At 44.4% G+C, this 21,232-nt stretch carries 20 protein-coding genes; 12 read left to right on the top strand and 8 right to left on the bottom strand.

The window, feature by feature from the left end:
• Positions 1–264 precede the first annotated feature (264 nt).
• Positions 265–1,047: an undecaprenyl-diphosphate phosphatase gene (locus J7E35_RS00485; protein ID WP_214776387.1), complete on the bottom strand. Its 783-nt coding sequence runs from the start codon at positions 1,045–1,047 to the stop codon at positions 265–267.
• Positions 1,048–1,467: 420 nt separating this feature from the next.
• On the opposite strand from J7E35_RS00485, the gene J7E35_RS00480 reads away from it, so the two are divergent.
• Complete coding sequence (locus J7E35_RS00480; RefSeq protein WP_214776256.1) at positions 1,468–2,643, top strand: FtsW/RodA/SpoVE family cell cycle protein; 1,176 nt, start codon at positions 1,468–1,470, stop codon at positions 2,641–2,643.
• A gap of 39 nt (positions 2,644–2,682) precedes the next feature.
• On the opposite strand, the gene J7E35_RS00475 is transcribed toward J7E35_RS00480, so the two are convergent.
• The 4 genes from J7E35_RS00475 to J7E35_RS00460 form a co-directional block, all read right to left on the bottom strand.
• Positions 2,683–3,750: a Ger(x)C family spore germination protein gene (locus J7E35_RS00475; protein WP_251040683.1), complete on the bottom strand. Its 1,068-nt coding sequence runs from the start codon at positions 3,748–3,750 to the stop codon at positions 2,683–2,685.
• Entirely contained in the window at positions 3,740–4,834 is a 1,095-nt protein-coding gene (locus J7E35_RS00470; protein ID WP_214776255.1) for a GerAB/ArcD/ProY family transporter, read from the bottom strand. The genes J7E35_RS00475 and J7E35_RS00470 overlap by 11 nt, the downstream gene beginning before the upstream one ends.
• Before the next feature lie 22 nt (positions 4,835–4,856).
• Entirely contained in the window at positions 4,857–6,401 is a 1,545-nt protein-coding gene (locus tag J7E35_RS00465) for a spore germination protein (RefSeq protein WP_483297642.1), read from the bottom strand.
• A gap of 251 nt (positions 6,402–6,652) precedes the next feature.
• Positions 6,653–7,615: an ABC transporter substrate-binding protein gene (locus tag J7E35_RS00460; RefSeq protein ID WP_214776254.1), complete on the bottom strand. Its 963-nt coding sequence runs from the start codon at positions 7,613–7,615 to the stop codon at positions 6,653–6,655.
• Positions 7,616–7,899: 284 nt separating this feature from the next.
• Between J7E35_RS00460 and J7E35_RS00455 the strand changes: the two genes are divergently transcribed.
• Genes J7E35_RS00455 through J7E35_RS00435 form a run of 5 tightly spaced genes read left to right on the top strand, consistent with a single transcriptional unit; the run spans position 7,900 to position 11,818 of the window.
• A complete protein-coding gene (locus J7E35_RS00455; RefSeq protein ID WP_214776253.1) occupies positions 7,900–8,904 on the top strand; it encodes a FecCD family ABC transporter permease in 1,005 nt (334 codons plus the stop codon).
• The gene (locus tag J7E35_RS00450) at positions 8,901–9,956 is read left to right on the top strand and encodes a FecCD family ABC transporter permease (protein ID WP_214776252.1); all 1,056 of its coding nucleotides are present in this window, start codon (positions 8,901–8,903) and stop codon (positions 9,954–9,956) included. Before J7E35_RS00455 ends, J7E35_RS00450 begins: the two co-directional genes overlap by 4 nt.
• A gap of 23 nt (positions 9,957–9,979) precedes the next feature.
• Positions 9,980–10,801, top strand: coding sequence for an ABC transporter ATP-binding protein (locus tag J7E35_RS00445; RefSeq protein WP_251040682.1), 822 nt, complete (start codon positions 9,980–9,982; stop codon positions 10,799–10,801).
• On the top strand, positions 10,798–11,562 hold the full coding sequence (locus J7E35_RS00440; protein WP_214776251.1) for an IucA/IucC family C-terminal-domain containing protein: 765 nt from the start codon (positions 10,798–10,800) through the stop codon (positions 11,560–11,562). Before J7E35_RS00445 ends, J7E35_RS00440 begins: the two co-directional genes overlap by 4 nt.
• Positions 11,563–11,575: 13 nt before the next feature.
• On the top strand, positions 11,576–11,818 hold the full coding sequence (locus J7E35_RS00435; RefSeq protein ID WP_214776250.1) for a YusU family protein: 243 nt from the start codon (positions 11,576–11,578) through the stop codon (positions 11,816–11,818).
• Between the two features lie 276 nt (positions 11,819–12,094).
• Here J7E35_RS00435 and J7E35_RS00430 read toward each other — a convergent pair whose 3' ends face one another.
• Positions 12,095–12,436, bottom strand: coding sequence for a spore coat protein (locus J7E35_RS00430; protein WP_214776249.1), 342 nt, complete (start codon positions 12,434–12,436; stop codon positions 12,095–12,097).
• A gap of 25 nt (positions 12,437–12,461) precedes the next feature.
• Positions 12,462–12,746 carry a hypothetical protein gene (locus J7E35_RS00425; protein ID WP_214776248.1) on the bottom strand — a complete coding sequence of 95 codons (285 nt, stop codon included), beginning with the start codon at positions 12,744–12,746 and terminating at the stop codon, positions 12,462–12,464.
• A 217-nt stretch (positions 12,747–12,963) separates the two neighbouring features.
• On the opposite strand from J7E35_RS00425, the gene J7E35_RS00420 reads away from it, so the two are divergent.
• Positions 12,964–13,881, top strand: a complete 918-nt coding sequence (locus J7E35_RS00420) for a proline dehydrogenase family protein (RefSeq protein WP_214776247.1) — start codon at positions 12,964–12,966, stop codon at positions 13,879–13,881.
• A gap of 169 nt (positions 13,882–14,050) precedes the next feature.
• Here J7E35_RS00420 and J7E35_RS00415 read toward each other — a convergent pair whose 3' ends face one another.
• Positions 14,051–14,182 (bottom strand): YuzL family protein, encoded by a 132-nt coding sequence (locus tag J7E35_RS00415; RefSeq protein ID WP_214776246.1) that lies wholly within the window; start codon positions 14,180–14,182, stop codon positions 14,051–14,053.
• 240 nt (positions 14,183–14,422) lie between these two features.
• Here J7E35_RS00415 and J7E35_RS00410 point away from each other — a divergent pair, with 240 nt between their 5' ends.
• The 5 genes from J7E35_RS00410 to gcvH all read left to right on the top strand — a co-directional run bounded on the left by J7E35_RS00410 (position 14,423) and on the right by gcvH (position 20,894).
• Positions 14,423–16,804: a 3-hydroxyacyl-CoA dehydrogenase/enoyl-CoA hydratase family protein gene (locus tag J7E35_RS00410; protein ID WP_214776383.1), complete on the top strand. Its 2,382-nt coding sequence runs from the start codon at positions 14,423–14,425 to the stop codon at positions 16,802–16,804.
• A 59-nt stretch (positions 16,805–16,863) separates the two neighbouring features.
• Positions 16,864–18,039, top strand: coding sequence for an acetyl-CoA C-acetyltransferase (locus J7E35_RS00405; RefSeq protein WP_214776245.1), 1,176 nt, complete (start codon positions 16,864–16,866; stop codon positions 18,037–18,039).
• Positions 18,040–18,093: 54 nt separating this feature from the next.
• Positions 18,094–19,878, top strand: coding sequence for an acyl-CoA dehydrogenase family protein (locus J7E35_RS00400; protein ID WP_214776244.1), 1,785 nt, complete (start codon positions 18,094–18,096; stop codon positions 19,876–19,878).
• A gap of 225 nt (positions 19,879–20,103) precedes the next feature.
• Positions 20,104–20,460: an arsenate reductase family protein gene (locus J7E35_RS00395; protein ID WP_214776243.1), complete on the top strand. Its 357-nt coding sequence runs from the start codon at positions 20,104–20,106 to the stop codon at positions 20,458–20,460.
• Positions 20,461–20,513: 53 nt separating this feature from the next.
• Complete coding sequence (gene gcvH, locus J7E35_RS00390) at positions 20,514–20,894, top strand: glycine cleavage system protein GcvH (RefSeq protein WP_214776242.1); 381 nt, start codon at positions 20,514–20,516, stop codon at positions 20,892–20,894.
• Positions 20,895–21,232: the final 338 nt, after the last annotated feature.

Here is a 21,232-nt window from a genome sequence, read left to right as displayed (position 1 = left end):
CACTTGAATATGACGAGTATCGTGAAGGTCTTGTCCTAATGGGCGGAGACGGCGGCTGCTGATAAAAGGAAAATGCACACCAAGTGAAAGGTGTGCATTTTTATGGTGATTAGCTGAACTGAACTGGTAAAAATCAGCGAGAATTTCCAATTCGCCAATAAAACTGGATTTTCGCCAATAAAGTTATAAAATCGCCAATACAACGAAATTATCGCCAATAAAATTGTGAACTCCGCCAATAAAATTAAATTATCGCTAACCTTATTAGAACTGCCCTGCATACTGAAAATACAGAACAACAAGCCCCATGATCCACACATAAATCGCAAAAGGCTTCAAAGAATGATTTGTCAAATAGCCAATCATCCATTTGACCGCGATATAACCGAAAATCGCTGCTGAAATGATCCCAATCAGCAAACCCTGAATCGAAATTGTCTCACTTCCGCCGCTGAAAAGATCTTTTCCCTGCAGGACAATCGCTCCCAGAATCGCAGGAGTTGAAAGCAGGAAAGAGAAGTAGGCTGCAGTCTCGCGGTCGAGCTTACGCCATAGCGCCGCGACAATCGTTAATCCGGAACGGGAAATCGCAGGAAAAATAGCCGCTGCCTGGAAGCTGCCAATCACCAGTGCATCTGTATAGCTGATCTCCTCCATCTTTTTGCGACCATTTTTGATTGAGTCGGCGAACCACATCATGGTCCCCGTAATCAGGAATTCCCAGCCAATCGTCACGCCGGTTTTCGATATCTCATCAAAGTAATCCTCAAAAAGCAGTCCGACCACGACAGCCGGCAGCGTGCCGACAACAAGGAGGAAGGTCAGCTTCCCAAACGGATCTTTCAAAATCTTGATAAACTCATATCTATAAAACACAAACACCGCCAGCAGCGTACCTACGTGAAGCATCGTATCGAGCAGCAAGCCGGCCTCTTCAAGACCGAACAAATTCCTGCCAAGATAAAGGTGCCCGGTACTGCTGATCGGCAAAAACTCCGTCAAGCCCTGGATAATTCCAAGTATGAAAGCTTCAATTTTTGATAGCATACGAATCCCCACTTTTTCAAAGACTTTGTCCCTTACAAAGCTATGAAACATGTCCCAGCAGTATGCACGTAAATTTACAGATGACTCGATGACGGACAAAAATCCCGGGGGAAGCAGTAAAACTGTCCGTCATCGAGGTCATGACGGACAAAAATCCCAGGCAAAGCCGCAAAACTGTCCGTCATTAAGGGCTAAAAGTTGAAAAGGAAACCTCCTCCATTTACCTCCGTCAAATTTCCTGAATAATATTATTCAGATATGTAATAATAACCATTTCATAGTCAGAAGTTGTGATTTATTGTCGAAAAAAATATAATGAAGTATTGAACAGTTCTTCATTCAGGGCTCGATTCTATGCCCTAATAAAAAGCTTACTCAAATGTCAGATGGAATCTGCCTTCATTTAAAAGGGGAATAAAAATGACTTCGAATCCTAAAACGACTTCCCGGCTCGACTATGGGCTGGTTACGATATTGATCTTATTATTTCTGTCAAGCTGCATCGCCATTTACAGTGCCCAAACGACGGGACAGTATGGCTCTGAAAACTTTTTGATTAAGCAAATCATCTGGTACATAATAGGTGTCGGCATTATTGCCGCGGTCATCACTCTTGACTCCGACCAGCTGCAAAAATTGAGCTGGTATGCGTATGGTTTTGGACTGGTCCTGCTGGCAGGGCTGATTGTCGCACCTTCAAGTATTGCTCCTGTCATCAATGGCGCGAAAAGCTGGTACAGGGTGCCGGCAATGGGTACCCTTCAGCCTTCCGAGCTGGTGAAGGTGTTCATCATCCTGGCGCTTGCTCGGGTGATTGTCGACCATCATCAGAAGTATCGGCTGAAATCGATGCAAACGGACTTCTGGCTTTTGATTAAAATCGGTATTGTCACGATGGTGCCGCTCTTGCTTGTCATGCAGCAGCCTGACCTTGGTACTTCACTCGTTTATATTGCCATCATGCTTGGGATGATTTTCATCTCGGGCATCACCTGGAAGCTGCTTGTCCCTATTTTCGGGACAGGCCTGACACTGATTTCAATCATATTTTATTTTGTGATCTGGAAGCCTGAAATCCTTGAAAAATATCTTGGGGTGAAGGAATATCAATTCGGGAGGATCTACTCCTGGCTTGACCCTTATAATTACCAGAGCACAACCGGGTTTCAGCTGACGAGGTCGCTGCTGGCGATCGGCTCAGGTGAAACTGTCGGGAAAGGCTATGGCACAAGGGAAGTATACCTGCCAGAAAGCCATACTGACTTCATATTCAGCATCATCGGCGAGGAATTCGGCTTTGTAGGTGCAAGCATCATCGTAAGCTTGTTTTTCCTGCTGATCTATCAAATCACGAAGATTGGCATGGAAACAAAAAACGATTTCTACACTTACATCTGTGTCGGTGTCATCAGCATGATTACCTTCCACGTATTCCAGAATATTGGCATGACTATCGGCCTGCTGCCAATCACGGGTATCCCTTTGCCATTCATCAGCTACGGCGGTAGCTCGTTAATGGGCAATATGCTCGCGGTAAGCTTGATTTTCTCGATACGGTACCATTATAAGAAATACATGTTCTCGACTTCTGCATAAAAATGAAAGAGGGTGCCATATATGGACACCCTCTTTCATTTACTCAACAATCCCTACCTCTGTTATGATCACATCAGTTTTTACATTCACCGTTAAATTCTTATACTCATCTTCCCATCTTTTAAAATCAAAGCCTCTTGTTTTGGTTTTGATGAATTGGCCAAAACCAACTGGGTCGATTCCTTTTTCCTGGAAATCCTGTATCATCGCTGTGGTTTCTTTGTTGACTTGATCCTCAAATTCCTTTTCAATCTTCTTGATCACTTCAGGTGTCACAATCTTTCCGGTATACTCACGAATAAGTCCTTTAATCTCAATTTCTACGTCTACAACATAGGGTTCCCGTTTCCTTATTTTTAACTTATTTTTCGAATCCAGATCTTTGATTGCGACTTGCTCTTCATCCATTTCCAATCTATAAGATCCTTCGCTGAATTTATCAGTAAGAAGCTTAAGGAAGAACATTTTATCTGAAGGCAGTTCACTCACCATTTTTTCATCCTTGAATAAGGCAATTCCGACGATATCGATTACTTCAGGTTCCGTTTTTTTCAGGATTGGCAGATAGGGGTCTATTCCCTCCTGGTATAGATCGAATAAAAAGAGGTGCATGTTGGTAATCGGCAAATTGCGACTTTCAGTGTTGTGCTTGATCAATTGAGATAAATGAACAGCATTCCCTCTATTGCCATATGTTCCTGTTAAAATTTCTTTTGCCTTGTCATCTGCAACTGCAAAATATACCCTGGCGCCGATACTCGGATCACGCTCAAAAGCATCGATGAATTCCCTGATCCCTTTTTTAGCGATCTCTTCACCAAAGATGGCAATTTCCAGGGAGCCTGTTACGAGTGGCTGTGCGGACTTGCGCTGAATCTCTTGTACTAAATCTCTGTTGCTCGAAGCTGTTGCAGAAAAGGTGAAATTACCAATTTTCTTATCGGGGTTAAAAATAGGGACCATGATCGTGCCTTCAATTTTATCATTTTCCTTCTGGTCATAACCCACGCCCATTTCGATATTAACATCATCAATAATTTCCTTTTCGACACATCCTGTAAGCAAAAGGGAAATAAACGAAAGTACGACCAAAATCCTATTCATCATTTTTTTTCACCTTCTTGGCGATCATCGTTGCGATAAATAAAAAAGGAATATAGACGAAGGTCACACTGAACCCAATCCGTGCGACCCAGTCATTCAGTAAATTTATTTTAGCCCTTGTATCCAAAAAAGGAATAGCGATTAAGCAGACGATAGCGAGGGCAATCACTCCTTTTTTTTGCTGCAGCTTAAAGGATCTTTTTAAAATCATGCTGGCGCCCCAAAGAGCGATGCAAATATTCGGGAGGATAATCAGGTTCCAGTTTGCGATTCCGATATATTCAAATCGTTCAACAAAGGGCATGCTGACAATTTTCCACATTTCAAGTGTTGCCCAGATGGATTTGGCCAGTTGTGCTTCAGAAAAATAAGTAAAAGTTATAATCGCCAGTATGGTATAAATAATGGTCGTTATAAAGACACCTAGATGGGCCCATTTTTGTGATTTAGGTGCATCCTTGATAAATGGATAGAAAAACAGCGGTATTTCAAACCCGACATACGTAAGGGACATATTGAACGCACTGATCGCCATGTCTTTTAGAGAATGATCGAGTATCGGCAGCAGATTCCTGAATTCTGCAAACCTGAGTGCAAAGCCAAACGTCAGCAGCAGATAGCTAGGGAGGACGATACAGAAAAAAGCTATACCGGTCACTGTTCGAAATCCGCCAAATACGATATAAACCGAAAGAATCAAAAAGACAAGGCTGTACCAGAAAGGACTGATCTCTGGGAACATCCATGCCTGAACGACTTCGAGGTAAGTCCTTAAAACAGCCAACGCAAAGATTAGCAGGTAGACAATAAAAACAGTACTTAAAATATTGCCGATGATTTTGCCAAAGACAAAGGCATGGACAGAGACAATATCTCCTTCAACCGTCCCGCATATTTTATAGATCATCCAAACGATGATATGGATGCTTAAACCAGCAACAATGACCGATATCCAGGCATCATAGCCAGCGTCCTTTGCGATGATGCGCTGGTAGCCAAGGACACCGATTCCAATCTGCATGGACATGATTAAATAGAGGACGAGGAATGGTGACACTTGCAATCTTTCAGGTATTGGCTGCTGCATGTTTTTTCAAAACCTCCAATGCTCACTCGTCGATGTCCTTTTTTTCCTTTGCCTTTTTCTCACTGAAACGGACTGGATTTTCTGTCCTCAAATATTGAGGCCGATTATATTGCATTGTAAATGGCAACCGAATGATCGCATCTTTGAAATCTGACACTCTCGGAGGATATAAAGGCTCAAGGAATGGCCTGCCCAATGATGTCAGTTTAAGCAAATGCGCCAGGAGGAACGAGAAAGATACGACGATTCCCAGCATTCCCCAAAGCTCAGCGAAAAACAGGAACGGGAATCGCAGCAGCCTGATTGTATTGCCCATCCGGTATACTGGTGTAGTAAAAGACGCCAGTGCTGCCAGTGCGACAATGATCAGCAGGACATTACTCGTCAGGCCAGCTTCAACGGAAGCTGTCCCGATTACGATTCCTCCTACGATACCGATCGTCTGGCCGACCTTGGTTGGCAGGCGGGCCCCGGCCTCACGCAATAGCTCGATCGTCAATTCAAGGAACAACGCTTCAAGGATAGGAGGGAGCGGAATCTCCCTTCTTGACGTAATCAATGTACTTAGCAGGTCCTTCGGGATCAATTCATAATGATAGGAAAGGGCTGCTACATAAATCGGTGTGATCAGGATCGAGAAAGCAACGGCGAATAGACGGATCAGCCGGAAAAAAGAAGACAATAAATAATTCAGGAAATAGTCTTCGAAAGACCCGAAAAATTCCACCAGGGTAGTTGGCCCGATCAATGCGTGCGGCGAACCATCTACAAGGATGGCGACTTTACCTTCTGCAAGTATTGCCGCAATACGGTCTGGCCTTTCTGTATCAAGAAGCTGCGGAAAAGGAGAGTTCTGGTTATCTGAAATCAACTGGACGATATAGGAGCTATCGGTAATTTCATCAAACTCAATATCTTTGACCCGCTGAACTACAGTATTGACATTATCTTTATTTGTAATTCCATCAATATACAGGATAGCCACACCTGATTTAGAAATGGAACCTACCGTGTAATTCTCAATGATCAGCTCTTTCACAGGGACCCTTTTGCGGATCATATTGAGATTATGGTCCAGGGACTCTACAAAAGATTCCTTTGGCCCGATAACACTGAATTCTACCTCAGGCTGGGCGACTGTTCGGACAACCTCTTTTTGGGCAGCAATAAAGGCGAAAAATTTTTCTTCACCCTCAAGTGTCAGGAGTACATATCCGTTGAATAATTTCGTTTCAATATCCTCATTGTTGTCTGAAACCTGGACATCAGCAATGGGGATCAGGCTTTTAACATCTTCGATTTCCGTTAATTCGCCTTCCAGCAGATACGGGAGGGCATTGTTCTGAAGGATGCTTTCATCTACTAAAGTTGACATAAAAGAGAAGCAGAACTTTTTTTCTGATTTTTGATTCACGTAAAAAGTCTTTTTAAAATCATGTGACCTTAAAAGCGCTTTTTCCCATTCGTGCTCATTGAGATATTGCTCTGGCTTTTGTCCTTCGGTATCTTGACGTGCAGCTTCCTTCTCGATTTCTTGCATTAGTTTTTTCTTGAATGGATGTCTCATTGTTAATCTCCGCCAATCTAGATTTACACTTATTCTTTCCGGAAATGGGAGGATTATGAAGATTGTTTTCTTGATTTGATTTGTAAGTGAATGGGGGAGGAACAAAAAAGAAAAACCCGCAAAATTTTGCGGGGTTTCTGCTCTTATATATATATGGGGAAGGGGGATTAGTTAAATAAAATCTTGGGGGGATTTTATTTAAAGCTGCATTTGTAAAAATTATTGTAAAAATCCTGGTTCGAGAAAAAAGCCTATTTCAACATATGTTTTTCAAGATCATCAAGCATCAAGTTGGCTGCCAATACGCCGCCTGCTGTGTTCCAGATAGCATCATCCACTTTGTGGACTTCACCTTTTTTCGCTACTTCAAGGTTTTGGAATAACGGGTCTTCAATCCATTCCTTTTCGACTTCTGTTGCTTTGCCGTCGCCTTCATCATATGTGAAGTAGAAGAGGATATCTCCGTCCATTGCCGGGATTCTTTCCTTTGTTACGCCTTTTTCAGCAAAGTCTTCTTTATCCTGGCTTTCTGGACGAGCCAGGCCGATTTGTTCAAGAATAACGCCTGAGAATGAATCTTTGTGGTAAATACGTACATCGCCTGCCATGAAGCGGACCATCGATACTTTTGTATCTAACTTTTCTCCAAGCTTTTCTTTCAGACCTTCGATACGCTGGTCATAATCACCAAGTACTTCTTTGCCTTTTTCCTCTTTGTTTACAGCCTTTGCGTAAAGTTCGAAGTTGTTCTTCCAATTTCCGCGAAGGTCCTCTGCAAAAACAGTAGGTGCGATTGCTTTAAGCTGTTCATAAATATCTTCCTGGCGCATTTTATTGCCAATGATCAGGTCTGGCTGGAGCGCAGCAATGGCTTCTACATTAACCTGGCTCTCAACACCAACGACTTCCACATCTTTCATATCCTCAGCAATATGGTCATACCAAGGGTCGCCTGTCCATGACTGGACGGCACCGACTGGAGTGACTCCAAGCGCAAGAAGTGCTTCTGTCCCTTCATTTGTCAGGATGACAACCTTTTCTGGAGTCTTGTCCAGGGTGGTCTCACCCATTGCATGTTCAACTGTGTATCCTTCTTCCTTTTCCTTTGGTGCTTCTGCTGTTTTCTTAGCATCATCTTCGTTGCTGCCGCATGCTGCCAAAAGCAGGACGGTGAAGATGCTGAGAAGAGCCAGTAAATGTTTTGAAACTTTCATATGTAGTTCCTCCTAGACTGTTAGTGATAATCGTTTTCAATTACTGCCTCCTTATGATAAAATGCAATAGAGTGAGATGTCAACACTAATTGATAATGATTTTCATCATCATTGACGATTTTGTGAACTTGTCAGCCAAACCGGTGAAAAGAACCCTTTTTTCACGTAAAGTTAAATTAACAACATAAGCAACTTTTTAAAAATACTTTTATTAGCTGTGATCAATGCTATTTGAGAAGAAAGAATAAATAACAGTATTCCCGGCAGAAAGATAGGTAACCAGCATGCTTCTGAAAACCAACGGCCAAAGATGGATCGGATTAGTAGCGGCCCTTTTTTTTATTTTATTTTTAATATGTGCAAGTATCGTATACGGCTATACCGATACATCGTGGGGAACAGCTTTTAACACGTTCACCGATTATGATGGTTCAAATGAACATATCATCATTCAATCCGTCCGGCTTCCCAGGGCGCTGATTGCGGCTGCTGTAGGTGCGAGCCTGGCAATTGCCGGTGTCCTGATGCAGACGTTAACAAAAAACCCCCTTGCTTCACCGGGGATTTTTGGGGTCAATGCCGGAGCCGGTTTTGCGGTAGTTGTGGCTGTTACGGTATTTTCTGTCGGCAGTCTTCAGGCCTTTGCGTGGATTTCCTTCCTGGGTGCAGCACTGGCAGCAGTCAGTGTCTATGTGATTGGCTCTGCCGGACGTGAAGGATTGACACCGATGAAGTTGACTCTTGCAGGTGCAGCGATGACAGCAATGTTTTCCTCCTTCACCCAGGGGCTTCTTGTTCTGGATGAGGCAGCACTTGAACAGGTACTATACTGGCTGGCTGGCTCCGTACAGGGGCGTAAGCTGGAAACGCTCATCAGTGTTCTTCCATATTTAGTTGTTGGCTGGCTGGCAGCTATCCTGATTTCCTCGAAAATGAACGTTCTGTCAATGGATGAGGACGTTGCGAAGGGGCTTGGAATGAATACTGGTCTTGTAAAGCTTGGTGCAGGTGTGATCATTGTTCTTTTATCTGGCGGAGCCGTTGCTGTTGCTGGACCAATTGGATTTATCGGGATTGTCATTCCGCATTTGACAAGGGCGGTTGTCGGCATTGACCACCGCTGGGTGATTCCTTTCTCGGCAATATTTGGAGGAATGCTGTTGTTGGCGGCGGATATCGCTGCCCGCTACGTGCTGATGCCCCAGGAAATCCCTGTCGGTGTCATGACAGCGATGATCGGGACTCCATTTTTCATTTATATAGCGAGAAAGGGGTTCAACGGAAAATGAGCCAGTATAAAGGCCTAAGGATTTTTAAAGATAAAGTATCTTTTCTGATAGATAAAAGGGCAGCCGGGATTTTATTGGGACTGCTGATTGCCGCAATAGCCGTGTTTGTCATCAGTACAGGCATGGGCGATATGGCGATAAGTCCATTAAGCGTGATTGCGGTGTTTTTTGGCGGGGGAAGCGATATGGAGAGATTGGTTGTGCAATCCTTCCGCTTGCCGAGAATCATCGTCGCCCTGATGGTTGGCATCAGTCTGGCAGTTGCTGGAGGGATACTCCAGGGGATGATCAGGAATCCGCTTGCTTCACCTGATATCCTTGGAATCACTGGTGGCGCAGCAGTGGCGGTAGTCGGGTTTCTGGCAGTTTTCAGCGGTGATAATAATGCACTGACAGTGAGCATAGAATGGATGCCGGTAGCGGCTTTTGCGGGTGCTTCTATTGTAGCATTCCTTGTTTATTTTCTTTCCTGGAAAAATGGCGTATCGCCTGTACGCCTAGTATTGATTGGCATCGGGATTTCTGCGCTGATGCAGGCATTGACCACACTGATGATGATCATGGGTCCTATTTATCGCGCAAGCCAGGCGAATATCTGGATTACGGGAACGGTCTATGGATCCACCTGGAGCAATGTTGCCGTGCTTGTTCCATGGACGGTCATCATGCTGCTGATTGCGTTTATTTTTGCAAGGAATGTCAATGTCCAGGAGCTTGGGGAAGATATAGCCACAGGCGTTGGAGGCCATGTACAGAGGCAGCGGTTCGTACTGCTGCTCGTCAGCACGGCATTGATTGCCAGTTCGGTCGCTTTTGCCGGAGGAATCGGTTTCGTTGGCCTGATGGCTCCGCATATGGCGAGAAGGCTTGTCGGTTCAGCATTCGGGGCACTTTTACCAGTATCGGCTGTAATTGGCGGGATCTTGGTCATGCTGGCTGATTTGATCGGACGTACGATGTTTTCGCCACTAGAGGTCCCTGCAGGAGTTTTCACCGCCGGAATCGGCGCACCCTATTTTATTTACCTGCTATATAAGACGAGAAATTCCTAAACCTGACAGAAAGGGGAATCGACATGAACCAGGCAATAGAAACGGAAAAACTGACGCTTTCCTATGGAGATTCCATTATCATAAATGAATTAGACATAAAAATTCCCAAAGGGGAAATTACCGTTTTTATCGGAGGGAATGGCTGCGGTAAATCCACCTTGCTCCGCTCAATCGCCAGGCTGCTAAAGCCGCAGGCAGGAGCGATCCTCCTGGAAGGCGAGGCGATCTCCAAGCTGTCTACGAAGGAAGTTGCGCGTAAGATGGCGATTCTGCCCCAGTCACCCTCAGCTCCGGAAGGATTGACCGTCCTGCAGCTTGTAAAACAAGGCAGATACCCTTACCAGACCTGGCTGAAGCAATGGTCGGAAGAAGATGAAAGAAGTGTTGAAAATGCTTTGAAGGCAACAGGCATTGACCACCTGAAGGACCGCACTGTCGATTCATTGTCTGGGGGACAGCGTCAGCGTGCCTGGATTGCGATGACCCTGGCGCAGGATACGGATATCATCCTGCTCGATGAACCGACAACTTATCTGGATATGACTCATCAAATCGAGATCCTCGACCTTCTTTTTGAATTGAATGAAAACGAAGGCAGAACGATTGTCATGGTTTTACATGACCTGAATCTTGCCTGCCGATATGCCCATAATATCGTCGCGATCAAGGACCAGAAAATCTTTGATCAGGGAAAGCCGGAAGTTGTCATTAACTGCGGTCTTGTGAAACATGTTTTTGGAATGGACTGTGAAGTGACCATCGATCCGTTGTTCGGCACGCCGCTTTGCATTCCCCATGGCAAAGGGCGCCGCATCGTCAGGGACAAAGTAGGAGCACCCGTATGAAGGCGGAACTGACTGCAGCTGAAAGCGGAATTCTCGCCAACTACCGTTTTGTCGTTTCCGAGCCTGAAACAGATATTCAGATCGATTTCAGGCCGTTTACGGATGCTTCGGCAATGGGGACTTATCTGGAAAGGTTCAATGAAGGGTTAAAGGCTCCAGATGCTAAAACGGCGGCATCCGTTTTCATCAAACGCCATGCCTTTCTTGCCGTCCTGTATCTATACTCCATGACGGCTTTTAACAAAAAGCTGGATGTTTCACCGGAAAATATTATCCTGGCAGACGCCATTAAGGATGGACTTTGGCTGCCTGGGTTTTATCTGAAAAACAAAAGCACCGACGTGTGTCCTTCGGGGCAGCGGGAAGAGTGGAGGAAGGAAGCAGTCAGGCATTTGTTTGCGGATAATCTATTTCCAGTCATGGATGCCATCTCAAAATCTGCGAAAATCTCAAAATTGATTTTATGGGAAAATGTCGCAGTCTATATTTTTTGGCTCTATGAAAAAATATTAAGCCAGACCGAGGATCTCGAGGTAAAGATGAGGGCAGAAGATGACTTTTCCTTTCTGATCAAGTCGGCCCCCGGGAAGTTGTTCGGACGCTATCACAACAACCCAATCGCGAGGTATTACAGTGAACCAGTCTATCAGGAAGAAGCAAATTCTTATATCAGGATACGAAAAACCTGTTGTTACAGCTATCTGCTAAAGGAAAAAGGCGGTTACTGCAAAACCTGTCCAAGGACATGCGGCATAAATTAAAGGAGGATGGAAATTGGATAACGAATTCTCAGAACAAATCAATGGCTTGCTCGAAAAATATACCGAGCTGCTGGTTGGCGAAGCCTCCGCAGATAACATTGAAAAGGTTAAAACATGGATAGTGTACAGCCATATCGCTAAGTCGATGCCTCCCCTGGCAAAGCACTGGAATGCAGAATACCCGGATGCCAAGGAACAGATCAAGAACGTTATAGCAGAAGTCAAAGAACTGAATGAGCAAAAACGTCAGAAATAACGAAGAACCATCTCTTAGCGAGGTGGTTTTTTATTGTCTGCTTTTAGCGGAGAAAAGTGAAAAGACATGTAAACGAAGTTTCAGTACCCGAACAAATGTTAAAGGCTAAGCAAGAGAAGGGATAAGTTGTTTCAGTGTCCAGAAAAAGAACAAGGGGTTAAGGGGGGAAGAGAGAGTATCAGTGCACCAATGTAAGGGAAAAGTTGAAGAACCAACCAAAGAGAAAAGATAAGAACCGGTCAAACAAGCCCGGTTCCATCATAATGACAGCTTCCATTATTGAAGCTGCTGTCCGCCATACGGGAATTGATTTGAGTATCCCTGGAATTGCTGATGAGATTGCTGAAGCTTCTGTGCGTCTGCCGCTTCGACTCCGTACCAGCCTTTCTTGAACATCAGGTTATAAAGGCTGCGCTGGGCATTGGCTGTTTCGGTGTAGATTCCGAGTACATCCTGATAAAGTTGGTCGTGGCTTAATTCATTAAGAACAGTATCATACCCGTGAGTCATGTATTTTTCAGTCGTTAAAATATCATTGATAAAATCACGATCATTCATCTGCGGTGTCTTTTGGACCTGTGTTTCCGGGTTTTGGATTTTTTGCTGATTCTGGTTCATCCGCTTTTCCTCCTGTCTTGTTCGATTATTGCATTCCTGGGGTTTGGGAATATGCCTGATTTTGCGGGCTGTTCAAGTGTGTAAGGATGTTCTGGTAGTGTCTCTGATGCATTTGTCCGCACTTTTCGATTTCCATCTTCAACTCCTGGTCCTGGCACTGTTGGGCAAAGAAATGTGCTTTTTTCATCGCAAGTAAGTTCCATGAAAGCATATCTGTTAAGTATAAAGAATCTTTAGTCGATACAACTGACGGCGGCGTCTGCATGACCCCTTGCTGCTGGCCTTGAAAATTCACGTTTTGCTGCTGCATAATAGAACCTCCTGTTTTATGTTCATTCCTACGGATATTATCGTTCCCGGGCCGAAATAAAGTATGCAGGACAAGATTCGTCAAAAAAGAACATTTTCCTACGAAAGTAATATTCAAAGCTAATAAAAAGTGATAAAATAATTTTGCAAAATATATATAGATGAAGCAATTTTTTTAAAGGGTGTTGTAATCGTTTTCATTAAGGGGAGGAAAAGCTATGGAACAATTAATGAGGAACTTCTTTCTTTTTCTATCGAAAAATAAATTTTTTACGAAGATGGCCAAGAAATACGGCCTTCGTCTAGGGGCAAAACGCTTCGTTTCCGGCGAAACAGTCGAGCAATCAGTGGAAGTCATCAAAGAGCTTAACAGCAAGAACCTTGCGGCAACCGTCGATTTCCTTGGCGAATTTGTCGACAATGAAAGAGAAGCGAATGAGAGAGCTGAAAGCTCGATTGCAATGATAAAAGCGATTGGCCGCGAAAAATTAAACTCGCAGATGAGCGTCAAAATGACTTCGCTCGGCTTTGATATTTCTGAAAAAGTAGTCATGAACAATATGCGCCGAATCATGGATACAGCCAAAGAGAATAATGTATTTGTGACAATCGACATGGAGGACTACGAGCGCTGCCAGAGGACTCTGGATATTTTCAAGCAGCTGAAGTCCGAATATGACAACATCGGCACGGTCATCCAGGCTTATTTATACAGGACTGAAAAAGATATCGAGGATTTGAATCAATATTCTCCAAACCTCCGCCTTGTGAAGGGTGCGTACAAAGAGTCGCCGGAAGTGGCCTTCCCGGAGAAGAAGGATGTTGACGAGAACTTCAAGAAAATCATCAAAATGCACTTAATGAATGGCAACTACACTGCAGTTGCTTCACATGATGACAATATCATCAATTTTACAAAAGAATTTGCAAAAGAAAACAATATCCCGAAAAGCCAGTTCGAATTCCAGATGCTGTTTGGAATCATGCCGGAAAGGCAGCTGCAGCTTGCCGAAGAAGGCTATACGATGCGCGTTTATGTCCCATTCGGAACAGACTGGTACGGTTACTTCATGCGCCGTCTTGCAGAGCGTCCGGCAAACGTGGCATTTGTTTTAAAAGGAATGTTAAAGAAATAATGATCAGGCTGACAAACTTGTCAGCCTGTTTTATTTATTTCATTTAGGAGGGTGTACAACTCTACTTTGAGAATTATCCAGCTTCAGCGCGTAGCCTCTCGAGACTTGTCTAGCTGGGGCTCCTAACTCCTAGAGACGCTTGTCTACGCCGACCAAGGCGCTTACGCTTTTATTTTTTATACTGGCTGTTCTGGCTGTTCTGTTTTCTTTCGCCGCCCTTACCCATAGACGGGCCAGCATTTCCTTTTACACTTGCAGCGCTGACGCCAGCCTTGGATGGATCTTTTTTCAATCTAGCCATGATCATACCTCCGTGTTTTTAAAGATAAAGGTACTGCCTTTATAGAGTGCCCAAGTCAGGAGAAATAAGCATGGGGATTAAAGATTCAAAAAATTTTCTTTTTTCCGCACCTTATTATTGCGGAAATTTTTTAAATATTTTATAGTAGTAATTAACAGAGCTCATTTATATGCATATTTTTTTTGGTGCAAAAATGAATGAGTATTCATTCAAAAAGAGTCAAAGGGGGAGACAAAATTGATGCGACAAATTCAAAAGGCAGCGGTGCTTGGTTCAGGTGTCATGGGATCAGGGATTGCCGCACATCTGGCAAACATCGGGATTCCGACATTGCTGCTGGATATTGTACCTCGGGAATTAACGGAACAGGAAAAAGCGAAAGGCCTGACACTTGATGACAAGCAGGTGCGCAATCGAATCAGTGCAGGAGCACTGCAGAAGTTATTGAAGCAAAAGCCGGCACCCTTGGCTTCCAAAAAGAATCTTGCTCTAATTGAAGCAGGCAATTTCGAAGATGATATGGAAAAACTCAAAGATGTCGACTGGGTTATTGAAGTAGTGGTTGAAAACCTTGATATTAAAAAGAAAGTTTTCACTGATGTAGATAAATACCGCAAGCAGGGAAGCATCATCAGCTCAAATACCTCAGGAATCTCAGTCGAGGCAATGGCGGAAGGACGTTCCGAAGATTTCAGGAAGCATTTCCTGGGCACGCATTTCTTCAACCCGCCGCGCTATCTGAAGCTGCTTGAAGTGATCCCTACTAAGGATACGGATCCTGAAGTCCTTTCATTCATTAAGACTTTCGGTGAAGACCAGCTAGGAAAAGGTGTCGTTGAGGCGAAGGATACACCTAACTTCATCGCAAACCGTATCGGTACTTACGGATTGCTGGTAACAGTAAGAGAAATGGTGAAAGGCGGCTACAGTGTTGGTGAAGTTGACTCTGTAACTGGCCCAATGATCGGCCGTCCTAAGAGCGCAACATTCCGAACACTGGATGTAGTTGGTCTCGATACATTCGCCCATGTTGCAAAGAACGTGTATGACCAGGTTGAAGGGGAAGAAAAGGAAGTCTTTGAAGTACCTGAGTTCATGAAGAAGATGCTTGAGAACGGCTGGCTTGGAAGCAAGTCAGGGCAGGGATTCTTCCTGAAACAGGGCAAGGAAATTCTTGAACTCGATCCACAGACACTGGAATACGGCCCGCGTAAAAAATTAAAGACAGCGTCTACTGAAATGGCTAAGCAGGAAAAAGGCCTTGCCAATAAAATGAAAGCGCTTGTTTATGGTAAGGATCGCTCCGGTGAACTTTTATGGAATATTTTCAGCCCTGTGCTTGTTTACTCAGCTGAGTTGCTTGGGACAATTGCCGATGATATCGTCGCGGTTGACCGTGCAATGAAGTGGGGATTCGGCTGGGAAATGGGGCCTTTCGAAGCTTGGGATGCACTAGGCGTCGAAAAAGCAATCAGCAAAATGGAGTCTGAAGGCAAGACTGTTCCTGCGTGGGTAAAAGAAATGGTCGAAAAAGGCTTCACTTCATTCTACAAAGAAGAAGATGGCAGACTGAGCTATTACCATAATGGTGAATACGCAGCTGTAGAAGAAAATCCAAAGGCAATTAACCTGAAGCTCTTGAAGAAGCAAAAGGGTGTCATTAAAAAGAATGGCGGCGCAAGCCTTATTGATCTTGGAGATGGAATCGCCCTTCTGGAATTCCACTCACACAGCAACTCAATCGGACCAGATATCCTTCAGATGATCAACTTCGCGATCGATGAAGTAGAAAAGAATTTTAAGGGTCTTGTAATCGGCAATCAGGGCAAAAACTTCTCAGTTGGTGCCAACCTTGCCATGATCCTGATGGAAGCCCAGGATGATAATATCTGGGATCTTGATATGGTCGTACGCCAATTCCAGCAGACGACGATGAAAATCAAATACAGCTCTAAGCCAATTGTAGCTGCTCCATTTGGAATGACGCTTGGCGGAGGCGCTGAAATGTGCTTGCCGGCAGCTCATATCCAGGCATCCATGGAAACATATATGGGTCTGGTAGAAGCTGGTGTAGGCTTGATTCCGGGCGGCGGCGGAAACAAGGAGCTTTATATCAAGCATCTTGAAGGACTGCCAAAAGGCGTTGATTTCGACCTTCAAAAGGTTGCGAATAAAGTATTCGAAACAATCGCAATGGCTAAAGTCTCCACTTCAGGAGAAGAGGCCCGTGAAAATAACTTCCTGAATGAAGCAGATGGTATCAGCGTTAACAGCGATCACTTGTTATATGATGCCAAACAGGCTGCATTGAACTTATATGAAAGCGGTTATAAAGCACCTGTGAGGAAGAAGGTTCCTGTAACAGGCGAACCGGGATATGCAACCCTGCTGCTGGGTGCTCAAACGATGCATCTATCAGGTTACATTTCTGAACATGACTTGAAAATCGCGAAGAAGCTTGCGTATGTCATCGCCGGCGGAAAAGTGCCATACGGAACCGAAGTAGATGAGCAATACTTGCTTGACCTTGAAAGAGAAGCGTTCCTAAGCCTTGTGGCAGAACCGAAATCACAGCAGCGCATGCAGCATATGCTCTTAAAAGGCAAGCCATTGCGCAACTAATAGATTTATAGTTTCACAGTGAAATATATTTTAACATCAAAGGAAAGAGAGGGAATGAGATGAGAGAAGCGGTAATCGTAGCCGGAGCACGGACACCGGTCGGAAAAGCAAAAAAAGGAACTCTTGCTAATGTCCGGCCTGACGATCTTGGAGCTCTTGTAGTAAGAGAAACTCTAAAAAGAGCAGGCAATTATGAAGGGAATATTGATGATTTAATCATTGGCTGTGCAATGCCAGAAGCAGAACAGGGCTTGAATATGGCGCGTAATATCGGTGCACTTGCTGGTCTGTCACATGAAGTGCCGGCCATTACAATCAACCGTTATTGTTCTTCAGGACTGCAGGCTATTGCGAATGCATCGGAAAGAATCATGCTTGGCCATGCAGACACCATTATCGCTGGTGGTGCCGAATCAATGAGCCTTGTTCCAATGATGGGCCATGTCGTCCGCCCTAATTCTAAATTGGCTGAAAGTGCTCCGCAATATTATATGGGAATGGGCCACACAGCTGAGGAAGTAGCCAAGAAGTACGGCATATCCCGTGAAGACCAGGATGCATTTGCAGTAAGAAGCCATCAGCGCGCGGCAAAAGCAATCCAGGAAGGCAAATTCGAGAATGAAATCGTTCCTGTCGATGTAACCCTCCGTACAGTAGGAAAAGACAATAAGCTTGTTGAAAAGACAATCCAATTCAAACAGGATGAGGGAGTACGTCCTGACACGAACCTGGAAACACTTGCGAAGCTGCGTCCGGCGTTCAATATCAACGGCACAGTAACTGCAGGTAACTCATCACAGACTAGTGACGGAGCAGCGGCAGTCATGGTCATGGACCGCGAAAAAGCTGAATCTCTTGGATTGAAGCCTCTGGCTAAATTCAGGTCATTCGCACTTGGCGGAGTACCTCCTGAAATCATGGGAATCGGTCCCGTGGCAGCAATCCCTAAAGCATTGAAGCTTGCTGGACTTCAAGTTTCAGATATCGGTGTATTCGAATTGAACGAAGCCTTCGCTTCACAATCAATCCAGGTCATCCGCGAGCTGGGTCTTGATGAAGATAAAGTCAACGTGAACGGTGGAGCGATTGCATTGGGACACCCACTGGGAACAACTGGCGCGAAGCTGACTTTGACGGTGATCCACGAAATGAAACGCAGAAATGAGCAATTCGGCGTCGTCACAATGTGTATCGGCGGCGGCATGGGTGCAGCTGGAGTATTTGAACTACTTTAAACAATATATGGAGAGGCCTCAGCCTCTCCCCAAAATGGATAGGAGGAACAATAAATGGGTAACCAAACAGAAAAGCTTGTAAAAGGCGGAAGCTTCTTAATCGAAGATGTAACTTATGACCATGTTTTCACTCCAGAGGATTACACAGATGAGCATAAAATGATTGCAAAAACAACTGAGGATTTCGTCACGAACGAAGTATTGCCTCAGGTTGAATATATCGAGCAGCATGAGTTTGACCGCACTGTGAAACTATTGAAGGAAGCTGGAGAGCTTGGCCTTCTTGGAGCTGACGTTCCTGAAGAATACGGCGGTTTAAGCCTTGATAAAATCAGCTCAGCTTTAATCGCTGAGAAGATGGCAGTTGCCGGCGGTTTCTCCATCTCCCACGGTGCACACGTTGGAATCGGTTCATTGCCAATCGTTCTATTCGGTAATGAAGAGCAAAAACAAAAATATCTTCCACCATTGGCTACTGGTGAAAAGCTTGCAGCTTACGCTCTTACTGAGCCAGGATCGGGATCAGACGCACTTGGTGCTAAGACAACTGCTAAGCTGAATGCTGAAGGCACTCACTACGTTCTGAACGGAGAAAAGCAATGGATCACAAACGCTGGCTTTGCGGACGTATTCGTTGTTTATGCTAAAATCGATGGCGAACAATTCACCGCTTTCATCGTTGAAAGAGAATATCCTGGAGTATCAGTAGGCGCAGAAGAAAAGAAAATGGGGATCAAGAGCTCTTCTACACGTACATTGATTCTTGAGGATGCTCAAATTCCTGTCGAAAACCTTCTTGGTGAAGCTGGAAAAGGCCACCTTATTGCATTCAATATCCTGAACATTGGCCGTTATAAGCTGGGTGTAGGCGCAACTGGCGGTGCCAAGCAGGCATTCGGTCTGACTGTAAAGTATGCTAACCAGCGCCAGCAGTTCAAGACACCTATTTCACAATTCAACCTTACAAAAGAGAAGCTTGCGACAATGGCTTCCAAAATATACGCAACTGAGAGCTCTGTATACCGTACAGTAGGCTTGTTCGAAGAAAGAATGAACCAGTTGTCTGAGGAAGAAATCAACAACGGTAAAGCAGTCGCTGACTCAATCGCTGAGTACGCAATCGAGTGCTCAATGAACAAAGTCTTCGCAACAGAAACACTTGACTATGTTGTAGATGAAGGTGTACAGATCCACGGTGGATATGGCTTCATGCAGGAGTATGAAATCGAAAGAGCTTACCGTGATTCAAGGATCAACCGTATTTTCGAAGGTACGAACGAAATCAACCGCCTGTTGGTACCAGGAACATTCCTGCGTAAAGCTATGAAGGGCGAGCTTCCATTATTGCAAAAAGCTCAACAGCTGCAGGAAGAGCTCATGATGCTAATGCCTGAAGAGCCAGGCGATGAGCCGTTGGCACAGGAGAAATACCTTGTTAAAAACGCGAAGAAAATCGGCTTGCTTGCAGCTGGATTAGCTGCACAAAAGTTTGGCAAAGCATTGGAAAAAGAGCAGGAGATCCTCGTTAATATCGCGGATATCATCTCTAACGCTTATTCAATGGAATCTGCTGTTCTTCGTACAGAAAAAGCGATCGACAAAGAAGGTCTTGAAAAGAGCAAGCAAAAGCTTCTTTACACGCAAATCTTCTGCCAGGAAGCATTCAATGAAATCGAGCGTGACGCAAAAGAAACTCTTGTTGCAACAGAAGAAGGCGACGCGCTTCGCATGTTGACTTCTGCATTGCGCAAGTTCACAAGACATACTCCGATCAATGTCATTGCGAAGAAGCGTGAAGCATCTGAAAAGCTGATCGAAGCAGAGCGTTTCATCGTTTAATCTAATGTTTTTGAACACTTCTCCTGTTTTCCGGGAGGAGTGTTTACTTTTTTGGACTGCCTTTTAATTCATGCAGGAATTTTTCGAATTATGTAGAATTAAGTAATGGATGCCTAAAATATCGGGGAAATTAAACACGGAATGTTAGTATTTTTCAGCCTTATTATGTTACTATCCGATTAGAGGGTTTTATTATTGGGATACTAGCAAAGGGTGGTGAAAAATATGGCAAAGACGTTTTATTGGTACCCTAAATGCGGCACATGCAGGAACGCCAAAAAATGGTTGGACCAGCATGAAGTAAACTATAATGAAGTACATATTGTCGAAAACCCGCCTTCCCAATCCCAGCTGGAAGAAATGCTGGAAAAAAGTGGCCTCGATATCAAGAAATTTTTCAATACGAGCGGCCAGAAATACAGGGAACTGGGGATGAAAGACAAAATCAAGACAGCATCTAAAGATGAGCTGCTTGAACTGCTTGCATCTGACGGCATGCTCATCAAACGCCCGCTGATGACAGACGGGGAAAAAGTAACTGTAGGCTTTAAAGAGGATGAATTTGAAAAAGCCTGGCTGTAATTTTGGTCCCATCGATATTAATCGATAGAGATATACAATTGGAGGGATAGTCAATGAATGCACCGAAAGAGTTGCGTTATTCTGAAGAACACGAATGGGTAAAGGTAGAAGGAGAAAAGGTTCGCATCGGAATCACAGATTTCGCGCAATCTGAACTTGGCGACATCGTATTCGTCGAACTGCCGGAAGTGGGCGACGAAATCACTGTTGACCAGCCATTCGGAAGTGTAGAATCCGTAAAAACGGTATCAGAGCTTTATGCACCAGTAAGCGGCAAGGTAGTGGAAATTAACGAAGAATTAAATGACAGCCCTGAATTTGTTAACGAATCACCATACGAAAAAGCTTGGATGATTACTGTTGAGCTATCTGACAACAGTGAAGTTGAAAAGCTAATGACATCTGAACAATACGAAGACATGATCAAAGAATAATTTAAACTGACGCCTTGATAATTCAAGGCGTTTTCTATTGTGAATAATTTATTGGAAATTTTATGATGAAGATTGTCCAGCTCCAGCTCCAGCGCCTAACCAGTTTTCATCCCTGCTATTGCTTCCTCGAGTATCTTGCGAAAGGCGTTAGCTTTGAGCAGCTCGAGACGTTTCGGTCCGGCCAATGAAGTCAAAGAGCGACTTCATTGGCCGGCCCTCCAACGCTTGTCAGGGCTGAACAAGGCGCTTCCGCTTTTCTTATAAACTCCTTCATTTTTCCATCAATTCATTGCCTGAATTCGGACAAACTAAAAGCAATCAACTATCGAAGAAGGGTG

It is taken from the genome of Bacillus sp. ISL-45 (assembly GCF_018613195.1).
GTDB lineage: Bacteria > Bacillota > Bacilli > Bacillales > Cytobacillaceae > Mesobacillus.
Note: the sequence above shows the minus strand (reverse complement) of the source record. Positions and strands in the feature narration are given on the sequence as shown.